This is a genomic window from Pseudoalteromonas sp. CNC9-20, assembly GCF_022347875.1.
GTDB classification, from domain to species: domain Bacteria; phylum Pseudomonadota; class Gammaproteobacteria; order Enterobacterales; family Alteromonadaceae; genus Pseudoalteromonas; species Pseudoalteromonas ruthenica.
Window position 1 is genome coordinate 365,247 of sequence record NZ_JAKRFS010000003.1, and the last position, 20,370, is coordinate 385,616.

A 20,370-nucleotide genomic window follows, 5' to 3' on the forward strand; every position below is an offset into this window, starting at 1 on the left:
AATAAAACTGGTACAAAAAGTTATATCAAGCCGTATAAGTGGGTAAAGTTGCTGTCGCTGAGTTGTATTCAGCTGTTATAATGCCGCTTTATGTTGATGTGGGTTTAAGTGATGCAACAAGTCGATGTACTGGTTATAGGCGCTGGCGCTGCGGGGCTTATGTGCGCTGCACAAGCAGGGTATCGTGGGCGCAATGTGGTGGTCGTCGACATGGGCAAAAAGCCCGGACGTAAGATTCTTATCAGCGGCGGCGGGCGTTGCAACTTTACCAACGAGCATGCCAGTCCTCATAACTATTTATGCAATAATCCCCACTTCGTTAAATCCTGCCTCAGTCGCTACACTCAGCATGATTTTGTCGACCTAGTCGAGCGCCATGGCCTGGCATATCACCATAAAACCTTGGGGCAGTTATTTTGCGATAACAGTGCGCAAGATATCGTCGATATCCTTATGACCGAATGTCAGTGGGCGGGCGTTCATGTGCAGCTGCGCAGTGAAGTCATCAGTGTTGAAAAAGCACAGCAGGGCTATGTGGTCACCACCAGTACGCAAACCTATGCGTGTGAATCTCTGGTCGTAGCATCTGGCGGCCTAACCATGCCGAAACTAGGCGCGACGCCAATAGGCTATAAAATTGCTGAACAATTCGGCTTAAAGGTGTTACCGACTATGGCGGCCTTAGTGCCTTTTACGTTGCACCAGCACGATAAAGACCGCTTTGATGGACTCTCCGGGATTAGTGTGGAGTGTGAAGTGAGCAGTGAGTGCAATACGCAGTTTCGAGAAAATATACTCTTTACTCATCGCGGTTTGTCAGGCCCCGCTATTTTACAAATAAGCTCGTTTTGGCGTGCCGGCCAAGCGGTGACTATTAACCTTTTACCCGATCTGAGTGTTGAGCAATGGTTAGATCAGCAGCGTCAAGATAACCCGCAGAAGTCGCTAAAAAATGCCTTGGTCACCATCTTACCGAAGCGATTTGTGGAGATGTTACACGAGACGAACGCTATTGCTGATTGTAATGTAAACCAGTTAAGCCACAGCCAGATAAACGAGTTAGGCAACTACCTTCACCGCTGGCAGATTAAGCCCAATGGCACCGAGGGTTATCGCACCGCCGAAGTGACCCTAGGCGGAGTGGACACCGATGAGCTCAGCTCGAAAACCTTCGAAGCAAAACAAAGCCCAGGACTTTTCTTTATCGGCGAAGTTACCGACGTCACCGGCTGGCTCGGTGGCTATAATTTCCAATATGCGTGGAGCTGCGGCTGGGCCTGCGGCCAGGCGTGTTGATAACTGTCACTCACGCCTCGCCGCTACACCCCAACCTTAAACTGGCACTTACGCATGGGGTGGCGGATTTTTTGCCTGGGCAAACACAATGCGCGGCGCATCCCATAGCGAGGGTAGTAAGATAATAGAGACCGGCACGGCGGTGACCACTATAAACGCTTGCAGTTTGTCGATACCGCCAGAGCCTATGATGATTAAAATACTGCCCATCAAGCCCATGGCTATCCCCCAAAATACCCGAATGGGCACGGCGGGGTGCTCTGAATGTGAGGTCGATACCGATAATACATAGGTCATCGAATCCCCGGTGGTGGCGACAAATGTCAGGGTTAGAATTAAAAACAGTAAAGACACTAACCCGCCTAGCGGCAAGGCCTGAGTGATGGCAATTAATGCTGCGGGAAGGTTAAAACCAGCAAACGCTTTGGAAATAGTATCGGCTTGTTCTAGTTCGAGGCTTAATCCGGTGCCACCGACGATGGTAAACCAGAACATGGTAATAAGCGGAGCCACGATACACAGCATAATAATAATGGCGCGAATAGAGCGGCCACGACTAATGCGGGCGATAAAAATGGCCATCATCGGGCCGTATCCTAAAAACCAACCCCAAAAGAACACTGTCCACCAACCAAGCCAGCCGGCATCATTAAATAATCCTGCCTCGCCCCGGTATAAGGCCATATCAAAAAAGTGGCTAAAATGGGTGATAAGGCCGCTAAAAAAGCTCGTGAAAATAAATGAGGTGGCTCCCGCAACCAATATAAATGCCAGTAACACCAGCGCAAGTAACATGTTCAAACGACTGAGTATCTGAATGCCTTTGGTAACCCCAGAGACGGCCGACATCACGAAAATAAAAGTGAGCACGCCAATCACGCTTACTTGGGTGAGCGTAGTATCGGGAATAGCAAATAACGCATTCAAGCCATAGCTTACCTGTAAGCCTAAAAAGCCGATTGGCCCCACGGTACCGGCCACCACAGCCACAATGCACACGGCATCGGCGATAACGGCAATGGGCCCACTCAGGGCTTTTTCTTTAAATACCGGGTAGAGCAAAGTACGTGGTGCTAAAGGCAAGCCTTTATCATAGTGATAATGCATTAACATAATGGTGGTTAAACTGCCGAGTATGGCCCAAGCAAGAAAGCCCCAATGCAAGTATGACTGGGCCAAAGCGTAGGGCACCGCCTCTGGGGTTGCTGCCGCGACGTGGTTAAATTGGGGCGGCATGGATAAAAAGTGAGCCATAGGCTCTCCAGCAGCCCAAAATACGCCCCCGCCCGCGAGCAGGGTGCACATAATCATGGCTCCCCATTGGAATAACGAAAATTCCGGGGCGGCTAAGTTGCCAATACGCTGTTTGGCTGCGGGCAACAGGGCAGTGGCGATGGCAATGATAAAGGTGGCTAATAACAACAACTGCCAGTACAAGCCAAAATACTTAGCCGACCAAGCAAAGCTGGCATCAACCCACTGCGATAGGGTCTTGAGGTCGAACAGGGCAAAAAGGCAAAAGCAGATGATGAATCCGGCGCTGAGTAAAAATAGAGGTGCGTCGACACCGAGGCGGTTGAATTTAGTGCTGGTTAAATTGATTGTGCTTCCCCAATTACGCGTTTAGCAAAGGTTCATTGCCCTTTGTCACGCTTAGGTGGGTAACAAAAACCAATGGTGTATAGCCCTTATTATAACGTGGCACAGAAACATCATGCCAATGTTTGCTGCAATTGCTGTTGCGCTATCTCGCGTTATGGTTATCGCAGCATAATGCTATTTAGCTCAAATAATGCTCGGCTTAGATTGCAGCTGCTATAGTGAAAGCGACGTAAAACCATAATAAAAAGGTAAATTTATGAAGCTAAACAGGATATTAGCAAGTGCTGCATGGGGCTGTGCAGTGTTTGCGGCCAGTGCCCATGCCACTGTGCTAATGCAACCCACGTCGGTGCCCGGTGGCGACTATCCCGCGCTACATCAAGGGCAATATACGGAAAATATCACCCCGGCTAAAGAGGTGCTTGGTTTTGACGTGGGTCAGCGCACCGCCACGCCAGCGCAAATTACTGAGCTGGTAAATAAGTGGGCCGAGCAAAGTGATAAAGCACAAATCGTTGAGTACGCCCGCAGTTATGAAGGGCGCCCGTTGCATTATTTAATGATTAGCTCAGCAAAGAATCTGGCCAATATTGATGAAATTAAAGCGAATATTAGTAAACTCAGCGAACCGGACGCGCTCTCATCATCACAAATAGATACTCTCATTGATTCGACTCCAGGTACGGCATGGATGGCGTACAGTATCCATGGCAATGAATCTTCCGGTGCGGATGCTTCTTTAGCGCTTATTTACCAATTACTTGCCTCACAAGACTCAGAGATAGAATCGCTCCTAGATGATTTGGTGATACTGGTCGACCCATTAATGAACCCCGATGGTCGCGCCCGATTTACTAAACGCCTGCAAGAAAGCCGCAGTGCCGCGCCTAACTTTGACACGCAATCACTGCTGCACAGCGGTTCATGGCCATTTGGGCGGACTAACCATTATTACTTCGACCTCAATCGCGATTTTTACTTTGCCGTAAATCCAGAATCAAAGGGTCGTATACAAGCCATTAATGAATGGTTCCCGCAGCTGATGATCGATGGTCATGAAATGGGTGCCTTAGACACCTTTTTAATGGGCCCGCCGCGTGAACCGCTGAACGTGAATATTCCCACCAGTACGCGTAAATGGAGCAAGGTATTCGCGGGCGATCATGCCAGCGCCTTTGATGATAAAAACTGGCCTTATTACACCGGCGAGTGGTTTGAAAACCTCTACCCGGGTTATTCCAATTATGCCGAGTACAAAGGAACGGTGCATATTCTATATGAACAAGCACGTACCGCAGAAGATGGCGTGCGCTTAAAAAATGGCAATGTGCGTAGTTACAAAGAGTCTGTTGATCATCAATATATTAGCTCTTTGGCTAACCTTAAGACCCTGCAACAGCACAGTAAAGCCATGTATCGTGACTTTGTCAGTAACCGCTTAGCGCATATTGACCCCGACGGAAAATATGGTGAGCGCAGCTTCGTTATTCTTCCAACCGATAATACCGCGCGCTTGCACAAGCTGTTGGATATCCTTGATTTGCAGGGCATCGATTATTATGCAACCACTGAAGAGCTTAAGGTACGCAAGGCCAAAAACCACCTCGGGCAGGTGCGTGATGCGACCATCCCTAAGGGCGCTATTGTCATCCCCAATCGCCAGTATGATGCGCCGTTACTGGCAACCATCATGGAGTTTGACGCAGAGTTAAATGATGCGGTGCTATTGGAGGAGCGACAAAAAACCCTGCGTGATGGCAGCTCAATTATGTATGACACCACCGCGTGGAATGTATCGATGATGTTTGCTCTGCCGGCATTGGAAGTACCTGAGCACCTTGATGATGATCTCACCACCTACCAGCGCCCCAGCGAAGCCGGTGTACAACCTCGTGATAATGCCATTGCTTATATTGTTGATGGTGCCAGCGATGCCTCTGTGGCGTTTGCCGCGCGCTTACTTGAGCAAGGCGTAAAAGTGCGCGTATTGGCTAAGCCGGGTGTGTTTAACGACACCCGCTTCAACCGAGGCTCAGTGGTGGTCAATAATTATGATAACACCCTAGAGAGCGGCGAGCTGAGCACCTTATTGGATAAGGTAGCAAAGGAAGTCGGCGTATCTGCCATCGCCATAGACCAAGGTTTGGGTAAAGGAGACTTACCCGATATTGGCGGCGAAAACTTTAAGTTATTGAAAGCACCCAAAATAGCCTTTATTAGCCAAAATGGCATTGCTCCGGGTGATATTGGCTCGATGTGGCATATGCTTGATACCGAGCTTGGTATTCGTCATAGCCATTTAAGCCAAGAGATGCTCTCTTACAGCGATCTTCGTGGCTACAATGTCATCATTGTCCCTAGTCGTTGGTATGGTGAGTTATCGAAAAGCCATATTAGCGCGTTGGACAAGTGGGTTGCGCAGGGCGGCACCTTAATCGTTAATGGTAACTCGGCTGCGCAATTAGCCACAGCAGAAGACTTCTCAAAAGTGGCGCTGTTGAAGCAGAGCTTTGATAAGGCCGATGAGTATGATCTGGCGCTGATGCGCGAGTGGCAAGCCAAGCAGCAGCGTATCGCCAATGCTGATTTGATTAATGCCCATAAGGTTTCTGCACAATTGCGTTTCCCTTGGGATAAAAGCGACGATGTGAAGCCTTTGAACAAGGAGCAGCTTGAGCGCTGGCATGATTGGAGTGCTGCATTTATGCCTTCTGGGGCGATAGTCGCTGGGCGCACAGATCAAAAACATTGGCTCAGCTATGGGGTTGAGCAGCAGCTGCCGGTATTAGCTGGTGATGTGCCTTTGTTTATGGCCAAGCAAGGTGTTGATGCGGTAGTGCGCTACGGTGTGCTGCAAGAAAATAGTAAGGCCGAGCAGCGCATGATTGGCTGGGCGACCATTCCGCAAGGGCAAGACTTGTACGTGCGTATGAGTGGTTTGTTGTGGCCTGAAGCGGCGCAGCGAATGAGTAATGCCGCTTACCTTACGCGCGAGAAAAAGGGCAATGGCCAAGTGATCATGTTTGCCAATATGCCTAACTTCCGTGGTGCCACTAAAGGCACCGCACGGTTACTGCTCAATGCCATTGTCTACGGCCCTGGGCTAGGCACTGATGCGGTAATTCAACTTTAAACTGGGATGTTTTTAACGAAGCCGAGTACCATGCTCGGCTTTTTTGTGCCCTGCAACTAGGACCAGATGTTATGCATTTTATAATAGTTACTTTGTATTGGTTTTTAAAATTTAATTAACAAAATAGTAGTAAAAAATAACCAGCTAAACTATTATCTCGTTAACGCAAGGTTCAGCTAGTGGATGGCGATAACCCATTTACGAGTGCATTGAATATGATAAATATTGACAGCTCCGTGCTACAAGATGTTGAGCGCGGCTTTAGCTTACCTCCTAAACCCGAGCTGCTCACCCGGCTACAGCATAGCCTTGAACAACCAGAGCCTGAATTGCACGATATTGCTGAGCTCATCTCCCAAGATGTTGCCACCTCAGCGGCGGTGTTAAAAGTGATAAACTCTCCTTGCTATGGCTTGGCAAGGTCAATCACTGATATTCGCCAAGCGGTGATGTTTCTTGGTCTCGACAGTATTGCCACGTTAGTGACGGGGTTTTTACTAAAGCAAGCCTACTCACAACATCAGTGCTGCATCAAGTTAGAGCGGTTTTGGGACACCGCCACGGAAGTGGCTGATATGGCGGTGTTAATTGGCAAAAAGATTAAATCTAGAATGCCCACCGAAAATCTACATATGCTCGGCTTATTCCATGATGCAGGGATCCCTGCTTTAGCCGTTCAGTATCCGGACTATATCAATGTGTTAGAGCAAGCGAACAGCGATCATAGCTGTAGTTTAGTGGCCTATGAAGAAGCGGCTTATCGTACTAATCATGCCGTTATTGGCTATTACTTGGCCAGTGCTTGGAACTTACCAAAAGACACCTGCCAGCTTATTTTACGCCACCATGATCACCATTTTTTTAATAGCTGCCAAGATGAAACTCTGCGTATGACTATGGCAACGTTGAAAATGGCGGAAAACTTCGTGCATTTACAGCGGCGGTTTTCACCGTCTCAGGATTGGCAGTACTTTGAGGCGTCGGCCTTAGCCGTGCTCGACCTCGAAAATGACGATTACCTCGATATTAAAGATGATGTCGAAGAGTACTTTATAGACAAGCAACTGTAACCTTTAAATACCTGGCTAAGCCGTTTTTTGTTGCTTGGCTTTGTGTCATAAAGGCTCTACACTTGGCCGCCTTAGTAACCCTGAGCGCGCTATTTTGTTCCACTCTTCTATCGGTATTTTCGACTCTGGCGTGGGTGGTCTTGCCATTGCCCAACAAGTGCGACAATTGCTGCCCCAGTATGATATTCACTATGTTGCGGACAGTGGCTTTATGCCCTATGGCGACAAAAGCCCCGAGCAAGTGATATCAAGGTGCTCGCGTATTACTTCTTACTTATGCGAGCATGGGGCCAGTGCGATTGTTTTGGCTTGCAATACTGCGACGATGGCAGCCATTGATACCTTACGAGCACAATTCACGCTGCCTATTGTGGGTGTTGAGCCCGGCGTGAAACCGGCATTATCATTGAGCAAAACCAAGGTGGTTGGGGTGTTGGCAACGCCCAATACCGTGGCTTCGCCACGATTCATTCAATTGTGTCAACGCCAAAGCACGGCCTCGGGGCATATTATTTTCCAACCTTGCCCTGAGCTGGCAGGCACCATAGAACAATTGCAACTGAGCGGCAAAAAGGTGGAGCAACTGCTGCACAGCTACGCGCAGCCCTTGATTGACCAAGGCGCCGATGTTTTGGTGATGGGCTGCACGCACTATGCCTTTATTGCTCCTGTTTTGCGCAAGCTATATGGCCCACACATTGATGTGCTGACCACCGAGCAAGCGGTGGCCCTGCAACTGCAGCGGTGCTTACCCAGCCAAGCAATCAACCCGGCCTCTAAAGTGGGGGAAGCACGCTTCGCAACTTCCGCTTGTCCCGACTACTTTCATCATCAGCTGCGGTGTTTATGGCCGCAAAACGTCTCTACAGAGGTGATTTCACTGCCATTTTAAGCTGGCGCTCAGACTTGCCATTTTATTGCCATAATTGCCCTTCATTTTTCCTTTTTTGCTCCCCTTTGTTGCCACTGTGTCTTGTTTTAATAACTCCTAAGCAAGACAGCACAGTCACCAACCACTTTGTTGCTTGCAATACACCAACCAAATTAAGTATTGAAGGATGAAGACGATGAAAAAACAACTACTTGCAACTGCACTTATTTCGACCCTAATGGCTGCACCAGCGATGGCGAAAGAGAAAAAAGAAATGGCCTCAGAAACTGCATGGGGACTTGGCACGGGCGCAACCATTGGTGCCGTAGTCGGTGGCCCGATTGGCGCTTTCGCAGGCGCATTTATCGGCGGCATCATCGGCGAGAAAGAAGCTGCAGAGAACACCGTTGAATCACAACAAGTGATGCTCAGCCAATATAAAGACACTGACCAACAACTGCGTAGCACCTTAGACCGTAACCGTTCACTGACGGCGCAAATCGACGCATTAGAAAATGAACAAAACCGCTTAGAGCAAGCGCGCATTGATAACTTACTGGCAATGACGGTGCAATTTCGCTCGGGTTCGTCGCGTATCGAGCCACATTTCGCCGAGCAGCTCGACCAGCTCGCTTTAATCCTTAAGCGTAAACCAGAATTGAGCCTGAACTTGAACGGCTATGCCGATGTCCAGGGTGATGAAAGCGCAAACCTGAGTTTATCGCAGCGTCGTGCTGATGCAGTACAGGCTTACCTTGTTGAACAAGGCGTGAGTGGCGAACAACTCTATGCTCAAGGCTATGGTGAGCAGAAACTGGTCGATAACGGCAATGAATATGAAACTAACTTCTTCGATCGTCGCGTAACATTAACGGCCCGTGGTGCGACGCAAAGCCAAATGGCTAAAAACTAAGTTTGCCAATCATCACGAGGACCCGATTATGTTGAGTAGTCCTAGCAAAGTGCTCACAGCTCTCGCTGTGGGCCTTTTTTCTCTACTTCTATGTTCGCCAGCTTTAGCCAGTAATGATAGTCATGCAAACAATAAAGCGCAGCTGCGCTTAAGTGATGCCCATGGCGCCCATGTAGCGCCCGGAGTGTTACTGAATACCCAAGCAAAAATGCGTATTACTGGGTTAATTAACCATGTTGAGGTAACGCAAACTTTTATCAATCGTCACCCGTTTGCGGTCAATGCTCAGTATGTGTTTCCGTTGCCCAGTGAAAGTGCGGTACACGCCATGGTTATGACTGTGGGAGAGCGCAAAATTGTCGGTAAAATTGCGGAGAAACAAGCGGCGGAGCGTCAGTATCAAGCGGCTAAACGTGCCGGTAAGCGTGCGGCTCTAGTTAACCAGCAACGTGCCAATATGTTTACCTCGCGACTGGCCAATCTTGGCCCCGGTGAGCAAGTGCGCATTACCTTGCAGTATCAAGAAATGGTGTCTTTACGCGATGCCCAGCTCAGCGTGCGTTTGCCGATGACCTTCACACCTCGTTATCACCCAAGGCAGTATCGTCTTGATGGGGCTGATAAGGTCGCAACGCTTAGCAGCCCTGGACTAGAAACGACTGCAGGGGCGACCGCAGGGGCGACTGCAAGTAAGGCAGCAGAGTTAGCGTCAGGCTGGATGAGCCCGCGTTCTGTTAAACAAGCCATCGGTCAGCAGCCACTGACCAATACACAGCCGAAGTTGCAGCTGCAGGTAGATATCGATTTTGGCCTCGCACTGCACAGCATTCGAACCCCTCATTATAAGGCGGATATTCGCAACCCTAGCTTTGGTCGTTACCAGCTTTTAGTGAGTGACGAAAGTATGAATCGCGATTTTGTGCTGCGCGCCAAAGTGGAGCAAAGCGACAAAGCACGTGCCGCTTTCTTTAGGCAGACAGCGCAAAGTGGTGATTATGGGCTGTTAATGCTGCTCCCACCAAGCGATGAATTTAGCGCCCAGCAGCGTTTAGCGCGAGAGCTTATTTTCGTGATTGACAGTTCCGGCTCAATGCATGGCAGCTCCATGCAGGCGGCAAAGCAGGCGTTGTTTTATGCGCTGGACAACATGAATGAAAATGACAGCTTTAATATCATCGACTTTGACTCTACGGCGCGTTTATTCCGGCCCAGTGCCGTGGCGGCTAATGAGTTTAACCGCAATGAGGCTGAGCGATTTGTTTATAACCTCGACGCCGATGGTGGCACCGAAATAGCCGGTGCGCTGCATCACGCGCTAGACGCTAAGCAACACCCGGGGTTTGTTCGTCAGGTGGTGTTTTTGACCGACGGTAGCGTGAGTAATGAGCAAGCGCTGTTTGATTTGATCAAAGCGCGATTAGGCGATAGCCGTTTATTTACGGTGGGCATCGGCAGCGCGCCCAATAGCTACTTTATGCGCCGCGCTGCGCAAGTGGGTCGTGGTAGCTACACCTTTATTAGTGATGGCTCTGAGGTGCAAGCGCAAATGCAAGCATTGATAGCACGCCTTGCCAACCCTGCACTGAGAGACTTGCATCTCGCTGGGGCGCGCAGTGGTGAATTAGACTACTGGCCCAAACCGTTACCGGATCTTTATTTTGGCGAGCCGTTAATGGTGGCAATTAAGCTCGACAGTCAGCAGCAAGATATCCACATTAACGCCACGTCGCAACATGGTCCATTACGTCTGAGTATGCCAATGCATGAGAGTGCGCGTAATTATGAGCGTAGCGAAGCCATTGCGAGAGTCTGGGCGCGTCAACAAATAGCTTCACTGTTACTTTATAATGAACAGCAAGCGGTGCGTGAGCAAGTCTTGGAATTAGCGCTAAAGCATCAGCTGTTAAGCCCATTCACCGCCTTTATCGCGGTTGATGAAACGCCAGCTAAAAGCCCGGCAATGCATGATGAGCAAGTACCTAACCCTGTGGCTCAGGGGCAGCGTCTTATGCGCTTTGCGCAAACAGATGGTCAGTCATTGTGGCATGTACTACTGGGCATGGTGCTGATGGTGATCGCATCCGCTTGGCTTAAAGTGCGAGGTCAGCATGGGTAAACAGAGGGGGCGTTGCGCCCTTTATGGGGTGTTTGCACTGGGGTTGTTGCTCTTTAGTCAAGGGGGCTATGTACAAGCCAAGGCATGGTTGGCTCAGCACCTTATTGAGCGAGCTTGGCAGCAAAGCTTGATACGCCAAGGCGCCGCAGTCGCGCCTTGGTATTATGCTGATACCCATGTGGTGGCAAAGCTCAGTGTGCCGGACTTAGCGCTTGAGCGCTATGTGCTGGCCGGAGCCAGCGGCCGAAATTTGGCGTTCGGCCCCGCTCATGCTTTGGCCTCGAGCCCATTGGGCAGTGATGGTAGCAGCGTGATTGCTGCGCATAATGATACCCACTTTGCTTTTTTACGCCATGTGCAGGTGGGCGACATACTGGTGTTGTCGCTCGCTGATGGTCGTCAATTAAGTTATCGGATTGAGCAAAAACAAGTGGTGCACCAGGAGCAGACCGCAGCGGCCAGTGCTCCCGGTTTGCATCTGGTGACGTGCTACCCTTTTAATTCGCCCGCCTCTGGCACGGATTTGCGCTTGTTAGTTTCTGCCTCATTGATTTCTTCCTCTTCCAAGTCAACGACAATCGCCTGATGTCGTTGGCTTATCATCACCCCAGCGAACACCACGGCAATGCTTAACCATTGACCCAGAGTCAGTACCTCGCTGAGCACAATGGCAGAGAGCAACAGGGTAAAAATAGGGATCAAGTTTGAGTAGGCGGCGGCAGTGAGCACCGATACTTTACTGATGGCATAGTTATACATGCCATAGCCGCCAAGGGTTACAAAGGTGCCTAAATAGAGGATATGAGCAAAGGCAATGGGATCATGGTTCTGCGGCACTTCTACAAAAAGCAAAAATGGCGCAAAGAACAGTGAGCCTGCCAGACCTTGCAAAGCAATCAAGCTCAGCGGTGAGTAGCGCGCCGCGAGGTGTTTTACGCTCACAGTGTAATAAGCGGCGCAGAGCATCGCCAGTAGCTCTAGGGTGTTGCCAACAATGGGGTTGGGCGCATGCTCAGAGGCAGGAGAGAGCATAGTGAGCAAAATACTGCCACCGATACACAGCGTAAAGCCGACAATAATGGCGCGGCTGATACGCTCCTTGAGCATAAAAAATGCCAGTACAGCGACAATCAGCGGTAAACACGACACAATCACCCCTGCCTGTGATGCTGAGGTGTGCTCCATAGCGTGGCCTTCGAATAGAAAATACAGGCAAGGCTCGGCTAAACTCATCGACACTAGGTACTTCCAGTCACCCTGGCGATAATCAAAACGCGTAATAAAACGCCACAGGCATAGGCTTACGGCTAGAGTGGTGAGCATACGCAAGAAAATAACCACAGCTGGGTCGTACACGCCAATGGCATACTTTAGCGAGATAAAAGAACTGCCCCATAAGAAGGTGGCAATAATTAAACATAAGCTTGCAGGCATAAACAAACGTGGGGTTAAGCAAAATTGCGGCGATGCTAGCACACTTGAATTAATTTAACTTGTTTGTGCGCCTAGTCCTAGGGTAATAATTAGTCATCATTTCCACAAAGTGAAGCAATTAAGTGCAAACTATTGTCGTTAAGTTGGGCACCAGCGTGCTGACCAATCATGGCCGAGGCCTAGATAAAGCGCACATGGTTGATTTAGTGCGTCAGTGCGCGCAATTGAAGCAACAAGGCCATCGTATAATTATCGTCACCAGCGGGGCGATTGCAGCGGGGCGAGAATTATTGGGCCGCCAACCTGGTACTGAGACCTTGGCACAAAAGCAGATGTTAGCTGCTATCGGGCAAAGCCAGCTGCTGCATACCTGGCAAAGCCTATTTGCGCTTTATTCAATTGCCGTGGGACAAATGTTACTGACACAAGCGGATTTAGAAAACCGCGAGCGCTACCTCAATGCTCGTGATGCGTTGCTAGCTATATTGCAAGAGGGAGCGGTACCCATCATCAATGAGAACGATGCCGTCGCAACCACACAAATTAAAGTGGGCGACAATGACAACCTCTCCGCTAAGGTAGCCATATTAGCTCGCGCTGATACCTTGTTGTTGCTAACTGATCAGCCTGGATTATTCACCGCCGATCCGCGCAGCCACCCCGATGCCGAGCTGATTGCGGAAATCCGCCATATTGATGATCAGGTAAAGGCGTTAGCAGGAGGTTCAGGCAGCACCGTGGGCACAGGGGGGATGGCTACTAAGCTTGAAGCTGCGAGTATTGCCCGTCACGGTGGTGTGGATGTGGTGATCAGTGCAGGACACGGCCAGAATGTCATTATAAATTGTTTGCAGCAGCAAACAGGCACCCGGGTATTGAGCTTAAAAGCACCTCGGCGCAGTCGCAAGCTGTGGTTGCTAGCAGGGCCGATGAGCAAAGCCAAGGTGGTGCTTGATGGCGGTGCGGCAGCAGCGATTGCAAAAGGTGGGGCCAGTGTACTTCTGGTTGGTATAACGCAATTAAAGGGGCCGTTTAGTCGTGGTGATGTCATCACTTTGTGTGACGAGCAAGGGCTTAACTTAGGCAAAGGCGTGGCGAGATATGACAGTGTGGCTGTGGCCCAATTGCTGGCTCATAAAGAGCAAACTATCGTCGAAACCTTGGGCTACAGTAATGGCGCTATGCTGGTGCATCGCGATGATTTTATCAATTTCACTGACAGTGTTTAGCCTGCACACAGTCATTGTGCACTGGGCACATAACCCTTTTTGTTCGTCTACACTTAGGAGAATCAAGCAGCAAAACAAGCGCCTATGCAAAGTAACTCCTGTGGTCATCAATGGATCATTCGTCTAACGCAGCAACAAAGTGAACGTGCGTTGGATGCAGCGCTTATTGATATACTTAGCCAGGTGTTTGCCGATAACAATTTTGCTCTGTACATGAATAAACAATTTACTTCGCAGGGCCACATACGATGTAGCTATTCAGGGGGCTCAGCAGCAATACTCAATGATGAACAAGCTCAGCAGTTAGTGGCAAAAATTGATGCTGAGCGCATGCGCATTAGTGGTAGCCAAGGACAATATGTGTACTTTCCTATCTACCATCTTGGTGCAGTGATAGGTTTTGTGCAAAGCAGAAGTGACTTCGCGCTGACGCATGATTCCCCCTTCGTGATTACTAATATTCTTAATATTTACGCCAACCAGCTGTATTTACTGTATCGCTCGCGATTAGACCCACTCACTGAACTGCTTAACCGGCAAACTTTTGACTCACAGGTGATGGACATCATCAATGGCGACGGCTTTGCTGAGCGCCGTGACAATGAACTTGAGCGCCAATGGTATCTTGCCATGTTCGATATTGATCACTTTAAACGCGTTAATGATACCTACGGCCATGTGATTGGTGATGAGGTTATTATTCTCGTAGCGCGAATTTTAAAACAGAGCTTTCGCAGTGAGGATTATGTGTTTCGCTATGGAGGCGAAGAGTTCGCCGTGCTATTGCTGTGCGATAATAAAGACCAAGCGATGCAAGTGTTAGAGCGACTGCGCGCAACTGTGGCAGATTTTACCTTTCCGCAGGTGAAAAGATTGACTATTAGCACTGGTTTTTGTGCTTTTGATAACACCTCAATGGTCCCTGAGCTGGTGCATAAAGCCGACTTAGCCCTTTACAATGCGAAAAATAATGGCCGCAACCAAGTGGTCGATTTCCATAGCTTAAATATTCCTGATAACACCAAGGGCGCAGGCGACGATGATCTAGACGACGATATGTTGGAGCTATTTTAACCACTTTCAGAGCGTGCTAAACTCTGCGCCGAATTTTTCTGTTTGAGAGTGCTTATGAAGTTTGTACGTTGGTTGCTAGGCCGTATTATTTTGTTCTTTAATTTTGTCTTTACTCCGCGCAGTAAAAAACGTCCTGCTGAAGAGCAGCAGCAGTTAGATGCGCAAACCGCGAATATGGCATTGTATCAGTTTCACGCCTGTCCTTTTTGTGTCAAAGTACGCCGCGCGATTAAGCGTAACGGCCTAAAAATACAAACGCGGGACGCTAAAAACAATGACACTTACCGCCAAGAGCTTGCTGAGCAAGGGGGCAAAGTAAAAGTGCCATGTTTACGTATTGAACAAGACCAGCAGGTGCGCTGGTTGTATGAATCATCCGACATTGTTGCCTACCTTGATGATTTAGCTGCTTAAGCAACCATTCTATTTATCGTTAACGCCGCAATTGCGGCGTTTTCCACTACGAAGTTTTGCCCCTTTGTGCTAGCATTTGCAGCAAATTTTTGTTGCTAATTGAAAGAGAAGCTAGCATGACTGACCACACCTGTGTTCGCACCCGTGTTGCCCCTTCACCTACGGGTGACCCGCACTTAGGCACTGCCTATATTGCCCTGTTTAACTACTGTTTTGCCAAGCAGCAAGGCGGTGAATTCGTATTGCGTATCGAAGACACTGACCAAGTGCGCAGTACCGCAGAATCAGAACAGGCGATCATGGACAGCCTACAATGGCTAGGCCTGCAATGGGATCATGGACCGGATGTCGGTGGTGAGTTTGGCCCATACCGTCAGTCAGAGCGCTCAGAGCTTTATAAAAAGTATGCGCACCAGCTCGTGGAGCAGGGCAAAGCTTTTTATTGTTTTGCCAGTGCCGAAGAGCTTGAGCAAATGCGTGAGCAGCAAATGGCCGAAGGCTTGCGTCCTAAGTACGATGGGCGTGGGTTACTTTTGAGCGAAGAAGAAATTCAAGCCAACCTGGATGCTGGTAAGCCTTATGTGATCCGCATGAAAATACCGGAGCAAGGCACCTTTACTTTCAATGACTATTTGCGTGGTGAGATTGAAATCCCATGGGAAAATGTCGATATGCAGGTGTTATTGAAGCAAGATGGTTTTCCTACTTACTTCTTAGCTAACGTGGTGGACGACCACCACATGCAAATTAGCCATATTTTCCGTGGTGAAGAGTGGATTAACTCGGCGCCAAAGCTACTGAAACTGTATGAAGATTTTGGTTGGCAAGCGCCGGTATTAGGGCATTTACCTTTGCTGCGTAACCCTGATAAGTCAAAGCTTTCAAAGCGCAAAAACCCAACGTCTATTAATTACTACAAGGAAATGGGTTTCCTTCCTGAGGCCGTATTGAATTACTTGGGTCGTATGGGTTGGTCGATGCCTGATGAGCGAGAAAAGTTTACCCTCGCTGAGATGATTGAACACTTTGATATGAAACGTGTTTCTCTGGGTGGTCCGGTATTCGATGTGGAAAAGCTAAAGTGGCTCAATGGCACTTGGTTGCGTGAAGAGTTTAGCGATGAGCAACTGATTACGCGTTTTGTCGACTGGAAATATAACGCTAATACGCTAAAGCGCATACTACCTGAAGCGAAAACCCGTATTGATACACTCTCTGACTTAGTCGACTTGGCCGGGCATTTTGTCGCCGGGATGCCTGAATATGACCCTGCGCTATTAACCGATGGTAAAGCGCCAGAAGATGTGGTGCGCCAAGCACTGCAGTTCTTTATTTGGGAGTTGGAAACACTGCGCACCTGGGAAAAGTCAGCGATCTTTGCTATTGCGAAAAAAGTGGCGACCTTCCATGAATTGAAGATCAAAGACTTTTTAGAGCCTATTTTTGTTGCTATTACGGGCAAGAAGTCATCTACATCGGTGATCGATGCGATGGAAATTCTTGGCTCTGATATGTCGCGAGCACGGTTGCGTGTAGCGCTAGGGCACATTGGTGTATCTAAGAAGCAAGCGAAGAAACTAGAAAAAGCCTACCGCGATTTTAACTAAGCATTGGCGAGAAGACAGCCGCAGCCTGTTATGCTGCGGCTTTTTTGTGCCTTTTTTCCATAAATTGCAACAGATTCGACCTCTCCATGCGTAAATTTTGTTACACTGCCGCAGTTTTTTTGAACTAAAGCAGAGCAGGTATGTTAGAGCAGTTTTATCAAGACTTTGGTACCCATGTGTGCATTTCTCGTGAGCAAGGCAGTCGATTTGCCAAAGCGGTCGCCGATGACTTCAACCCGTTACATGATGTCGAGGCGAAGAAATTTTGCGTGCCTGGGGATTTACTGTTCTCGGTGGTACTCGATAAATATGGAATTAATGAGCAAATGCACTTCACCTTCGCCAATATGGTCGATGAGGGTGTAAAGCTAAGCATGCCGCAAGGAGAAGCACAGTTCGATATTAAAGACGGCGACAAATGCTATCTAAGCGTGCAGCGTGAGGGCGAAAACAGCCAATGTAAAACCCTGACCAATGCGTTGATCAAAAACTATGTTGAATTCTCGGGAAAGGCCTTTCCCCATGTGGTTGTGCCACTGATGGCAAAGCAAGGTGTAATGATTAACCCTGCGCGGCCAATGATCATTTATGAATCAATGAGTATTCATATGGATACCCTAGCAGTAACAGCTCCTGAACTGCGCGAAGCCGAGCATGTATTTACCTACGAAGGTAAGCGCGGCAAGATTATTTTGCGCTTTGATTTTCTGGCGCAGGGTGAAGTCGTGGGTCGTGGAGAAAAGCATATGCTGGTCTCGGGGATTCGTGAGTATTGTCAGGACACGGTGGATGAACTGATACGCGGCTATAACGAACGCAAAGCGGCATTGAAACCGTAATAAAGCACAGATAGAAAAGCGCCTCAAGGCGCTTTTTTTTGTCTTTTTTCGCATCCAGTGACATTTGGCACAGGTCGAATGGGGTGTTGCTCTTTACAGTGGCATTTCAATCACATCACAGGATACGAACAATGAAAAAAGTATTGAACGCTGCCTGGTTCTTGTTAGTCGCCTTGCAGGCTCAGGCTCAGGCTCAGGCTCAGGCTCAGGCCGAGCAGTCTACTCAATGGCAGGTCACCCTCGGTGCTGGCGGAGCCATTATCACAACCCCTTGGGCTGGAATGGCAACACAACATCAGTCACTGCCGTTTGTAAGTGCTCAATATGGACGTTGGCGCTTTGGTGTTGACCAAGGGTTGGTGAGCTACCGCGTGTTGGATAGCCAAGTCGGTATTGATATAGGTCTTAACTTTCGCGACCCCAGCTACGACAGTGTTTTGTTATATAAGAGCGACCTTTCTGACGATCCTGTATTCACCTCTTATGATGACCCTAATGGCGAGCTGGTCGCAACTATGGCGCTCAACTATCATGGCTTCTCGGCCCGTTTTGCCCAAGATATTAGCAATGAATCCAGTTCGCTGGCGGCAAACGTTTCCTACACGCTGTCTCCTTGGGAGTTGAGTGACAAGCTCCGGGTACACACAAGATTCGGAGTTCGGTTGCTCAGTGAAGATTATACCCAACACTTTTATGGTGTAAGTAAGGTGCAAGCTGCCCCACAGTATGGGCGCACGGAGTATCACTCCCAAGGCGCTATCAACCCTTTTGCACGTATTGCCCTGAGTTATCAATTCGCACCGCAATGGCAGGCAGTGGCCGCTTACCGAAGCGAATTCTGGGACGATGAAATTTATCACAGCCCCTTAGTATCGACACATTATACGCACCAGTTAATAGTCTTTTTTACTTATCGGCTGCGTTAGTGCAGTGTTGCAACAGTTGCTGCCAAAAACGGCTACCTTTACGCCGAGCCAAACGAATGTTGTTTTCGGGAATACTTTCAGGGTCATCGTACTGTGCGAGTGCCTGCTCCATACTGTGTTCGCGAATAATATGTAAGGCCGGGTAGGGCGCGCGATTAGTGTAATTTGCGGCATCCTCAGGCTCGGCGTCAGCAAACACATAGTGCGGATGAAAGTGGGCTAATTGATAGGTGCCCTCAAATCCCTGTGCGACTAATAAGGCATTGGCTAAATCTATCAGCTCGAGAAAATCATCAAAGTCGTTAAAACCCTTAGCAAAAATCACCAAGGTGGTTTCAATGTCGCTATCGTTATCAAGCACACGACACTGCTCTAGGGTGTCAAGCACCGCCTCATCAACGCTAACGGCATCACTGGGATGATAATGAATGCGTTGGCTTTCGACTTCTTTGCGAGCAAACGGGCAAAAGTTGTATTTAACAATGACCGCACTGACCCATTCACGCATGGCTGCAACACAGTTAGACATCAGTGTATTCCTCTATAATCGCCAATGTTTTCGCTATCGCCCCTTGGTTTTTCTTCACTACATTAAGACCTATCGCGCCCATTTGTTGGCGCTTATGAGGGTCATGGCTGAGTGCGATCAGTTGTGCTGCTAAGTTATCGGCTTGCACTTGCTGCGCACCGCCTTGGTTGATGAGCTCTGGGTAAACGTGGGCAAAGTTGAAAGTATGGGGGCCAGTTAAAACTGGAATGGCGTGGGCGCACGCTTCTAATGGATTGTGTCCGCCGCGCGCGATAAGACTGCCGCCGATAAAAGCGAGGTCAGCGCAGCCATAAAGCATGGTCAGCTCTCCTAAAGTATCTGCGAGCATGACGCTCTGCCCTTGGTAGTCGTTGTGACTACGACGACAAAAATCATAATTCTGCTGTTTAAGCACGGTGGCAACATTGTCAAATTGCTCCGGATGACGCGGGGCAATGATCAGTAAAGCCGAGGGCTGCTGCTTCAGTAATTCCTGGTGTGCTTGAAGGAGTAATTCCGGCTCGCAAGGGTGAGTGGAGCCGGCAATCCAAACAAAGGGTTTATTGAACCTGTAGCGCAATTGCTGAGCTTGTTGTTGGTGCTTTTCGCTGACGGTGATATCGAACTTGATGGAGCCGGTAACATGCACTTTATATTGGGCCAGACCCAGCTTTACAAATCGCTCGGCGTCATCATGATGGTGGCAGGCAAGCACATCAATATGGCGCATTATATCTCTAGTGAGGGGAGCTACTTTGGCATATCCGTTGGCGGATTTCGCCGACAGCCGCGCGTTAATAATCACGGTCGCTAAACCTGCTTGTTTCGCCTGCTTTAATAAGTTCGGCCACAGTTCGGTCTCTATTATAGACAGTACTTTTGCTTGTGTACGACGGATAAAGCGCCGTTGACACCAAGGCAAATCGAACGGTAAGTAGCAGCAGCTTAAACGTTCTTGGCTTATGGCGTCGGCGAATAAAGTGGTGATTTGCTCACGCCCGGTGGGGGTGTTGCAAGTAATGATTAAGCGGTACTTGGCACCGAGCAAGGCTTTTATCAGTGGTGCGCTGGCAAGTACTTCACCGACTGAGGCGCAATGCAAAATAATATCGCCAGTGGCCTGAGTGTAGCCAAAGCGCTCGCCAAAGTGTTGGCGATAACCAGGGTTCTTACGACCACGTAAACAATACAGGTATACCCAGGCTATGGGGATCAGTAGTACTAAAACAAGCGAATAAAGAAAACGGGCAAACACGATAAAGCCTAATTGTGAAATTCGACTAAAGTGTACCGCAGGCAATAGGGCAAGCCAAAGCT

General features: G+C 49.0%; 17 protein-coding genes. 13 read left to right on the top strand and 4 right to left on the bottom strand.

Going from position 1 to position 20,370, the window contains the following annotated elements; all coding sequences use genetic code 11:
• Positions 1-111: 111 nt before the first annotated feature.
• Positions 112-1,296, top strand: a complete 1,185-nt coding sequence (locus tag MHM89_RS08790; RefSeq protein ID WP_239408626.1) for an NAD(P)/FAD-dependent oxidoreductase — start codon at positions 112-114, stop codon at positions 1,294-1,296.
• A gap of 48 nt (positions 1,297-1,344) precedes the next feature.
• Here MHM89_RS08790 and MHM89_RS08795 read toward each other — a convergent pair whose 3' ends face one another.
• Complete coding sequence (locus MHM89_RS08795) at positions 1,345-2,898, bottom strand: BCCT family transporter (protein WP_343224226.1); 1,554 nt, start codon at positions 2,896-2,898, stop codon at positions 1,345-1,347.
• A 256-nt stretch (positions 2,899-3,154) separates the two neighbouring features.
• On the opposite strand from MHM89_RS08795, the gene MHM89_RS08800 reads away from it, so the two are divergent.
• The 6 genes from MHM89_RS08800 to MHM89_RS08825 all read left to right on the top strand — a co-directional run bounded on the left by MHM89_RS08800 (position 3,155) and on the right by MHM89_RS08825 (position 11,587).
• A complete protein-coding gene (locus tag MHM89_RS08800; protein ID WP_239408627.1) occupies positions 3,155-6,031 on the top strand; it encodes a M14 family metallopeptidase in 2,877 nt (958 codons plus the stop codon).
• Between the two features lie 215 nt (positions 6,032-6,246).
• Positions 6,247-7,101 (top strand): HDOD domain-containing protein, encoded by an 855-nt coding sequence (locus tag MHM89_RS08805; RefSeq protein ID WP_239408628.1) that lies wholly within the window; start codon positions 6,247-6,249, stop codon positions 7,099-7,101.
• 34 nt (positions 7,102-7,135) lie between these two features.
• Positions 7,136-7,993, top strand: a complete 858-nt coding sequence (murI, locus tag MHM89_RS08810; protein ID WP_239408629.1) for a glutamate racemase — start codon at positions 7,136-7,138, stop codon at positions 7,991-7,993.
• Positions 7,994-8,168: 175 nt separating this feature from the next.
• A complete protein-coding gene (gene pdsO / locus MHM89_RS08815; RefSeq protein WP_239408630.1) occupies positions 8,169-8,885 on the top strand; it encodes a sortase-associated OmpA-like protein PdsO in 717 nt (238 codons plus the stop codon).
• Between the two features lie 28 nt (positions 8,886-8,913).
• A complete protein-coding gene (locus MHM89_RS08820) occupies positions 8,914-11,001 on the top strand; it encodes a marine proteobacterial sortase target protein (protein WP_239408631.1) in 2,088 nt (695 codons plus the stop codon).
• Positions 10,994-11,587 (top strand): class GN sortase, encoded by a 594-nt coding sequence (locus MHM89_RS08825; RefSeq protein ID WP_239408632.1) that lies wholly within the window; start codon positions 10,994-10,996, stop codon positions 11,585-11,587. Before MHM89_RS08820 ends, MHM89_RS08825 begins: the two co-directional genes overlap by 8 nt.
• Here the strand turns inward: MHM89_RS08825 and MHM89_RS08830 are convergent.
• The gene (locus MHM89_RS08830; protein ID WP_045979711.1) at positions 11,491-12,435 is read right to left on the bottom strand and encodes a DMT family transporter; all 945 of its coding nucleotides are present in this window, start codon (positions 12,433-12,435) and stop codon (positions 11,491-11,493) included. The genes MHM89_RS08825 and MHM89_RS08830 overlap by 97 nt on opposite strands.
• Before the next feature lie 122 nt (positions 12,436-12,557).
• On the opposite strand from MHM89_RS08830, the gene proB reads away from it, so the two are divergent.
• From proB to MHM89_RS08860, 6 genes are all read left to right on the top strand, one after another.
• Positions 12,558-13,664, top strand: a complete 1,107-nt coding sequence (proB, locus tag MHM89_RS08835) for a glutamate 5-kinase (RefSeq protein ID WP_235419312.1) — start codon at positions 12,558-12,560, stop codon at positions 13,662-13,664.
• An 84-nt stretch (positions 13,665-13,748) separates the two neighbouring features.
• Positions 13,749-14,738, top strand: coding sequence for a GGDEF domain-containing protein (locus MHM89_RS08840; RefSeq protein ID WP_239408633.1), 990 nt, complete (start codon positions 13,749-13,751; stop codon positions 14,736-14,738).
• A 54-nt stretch (positions 14,739-14,792) separates the two neighbouring features.
• Complete coding sequence (locus MHM89_RS08845; protein ID WP_045979643.1) at positions 14,793-15,152, top strand: glutaredoxin; 360 nt, start codon at positions 14,793-14,795, stop codon at positions 15,150-15,152.
• Positions 15,153-15,268: 116 nt separating this feature from the next.
• Entirely contained in the window at positions 15,269-16,759 is a 1,491-nt protein-coding gene (gltX, locus tag MHM89_RS08850) for a glutamate--tRNA ligase (protein WP_022946499.1), read from the top strand.
• Between the two features lie 140 nt (positions 16,760-16,899).
• Entirely contained in the window at positions 16,900-17,598 is a 699-nt protein-coding gene (locus MHM89_RS08855; RefSeq protein WP_239408634.1) for a DUF3581 family protein, read from the top strand.
• Positions 17,599-17,729: 131 nt separating this feature from the next.
• The gene (locus MHM89_RS08860) at positions 17,730-18,524 is read left to right on the top strand and encodes a MipA/OmpV family protein (protein ID WP_239408635.1); all 795 of its coding nucleotides are present in this window, start codon (positions 17,730-17,732) and stop codon (positions 18,522-18,524) included.
• Here the strand turns inward: MHM89_RS08860 and MHM89_RS08865 are convergent.
• The gene (locus tag MHM89_RS08865; RefSeq protein ID WP_022946496.1) at positions 18,505-19,053 is read right to left on the bottom strand and encodes a DUF1415 domain-containing protein; all 549 of its coding nucleotides are present in this window, start codon (positions 19,051-19,053) and stop codon (positions 18,505-18,507) included. The genes MHM89_RS08860 and MHM89_RS08865 overlap by 20 nt on opposite strands.
• On the bottom strand, positions 19,046-20,308 hold the full coding sequence (gene waaA / locus MHM89_RS08870) for a lipid IV(A) 3-deoxy-D-manno-octulosonic acid transferase (RefSeq protein WP_239408733.1): 1,263 nt from the start codon (positions 20,306-20,308) through the stop codon (positions 19,046-19,048). Before waaA ends, MHM89_RS08865 begins: the two co-directional genes overlap by 8 nt.
• Between the last annotated feature and the right edge of the window lie 62 nt (positions 20,309-20,370).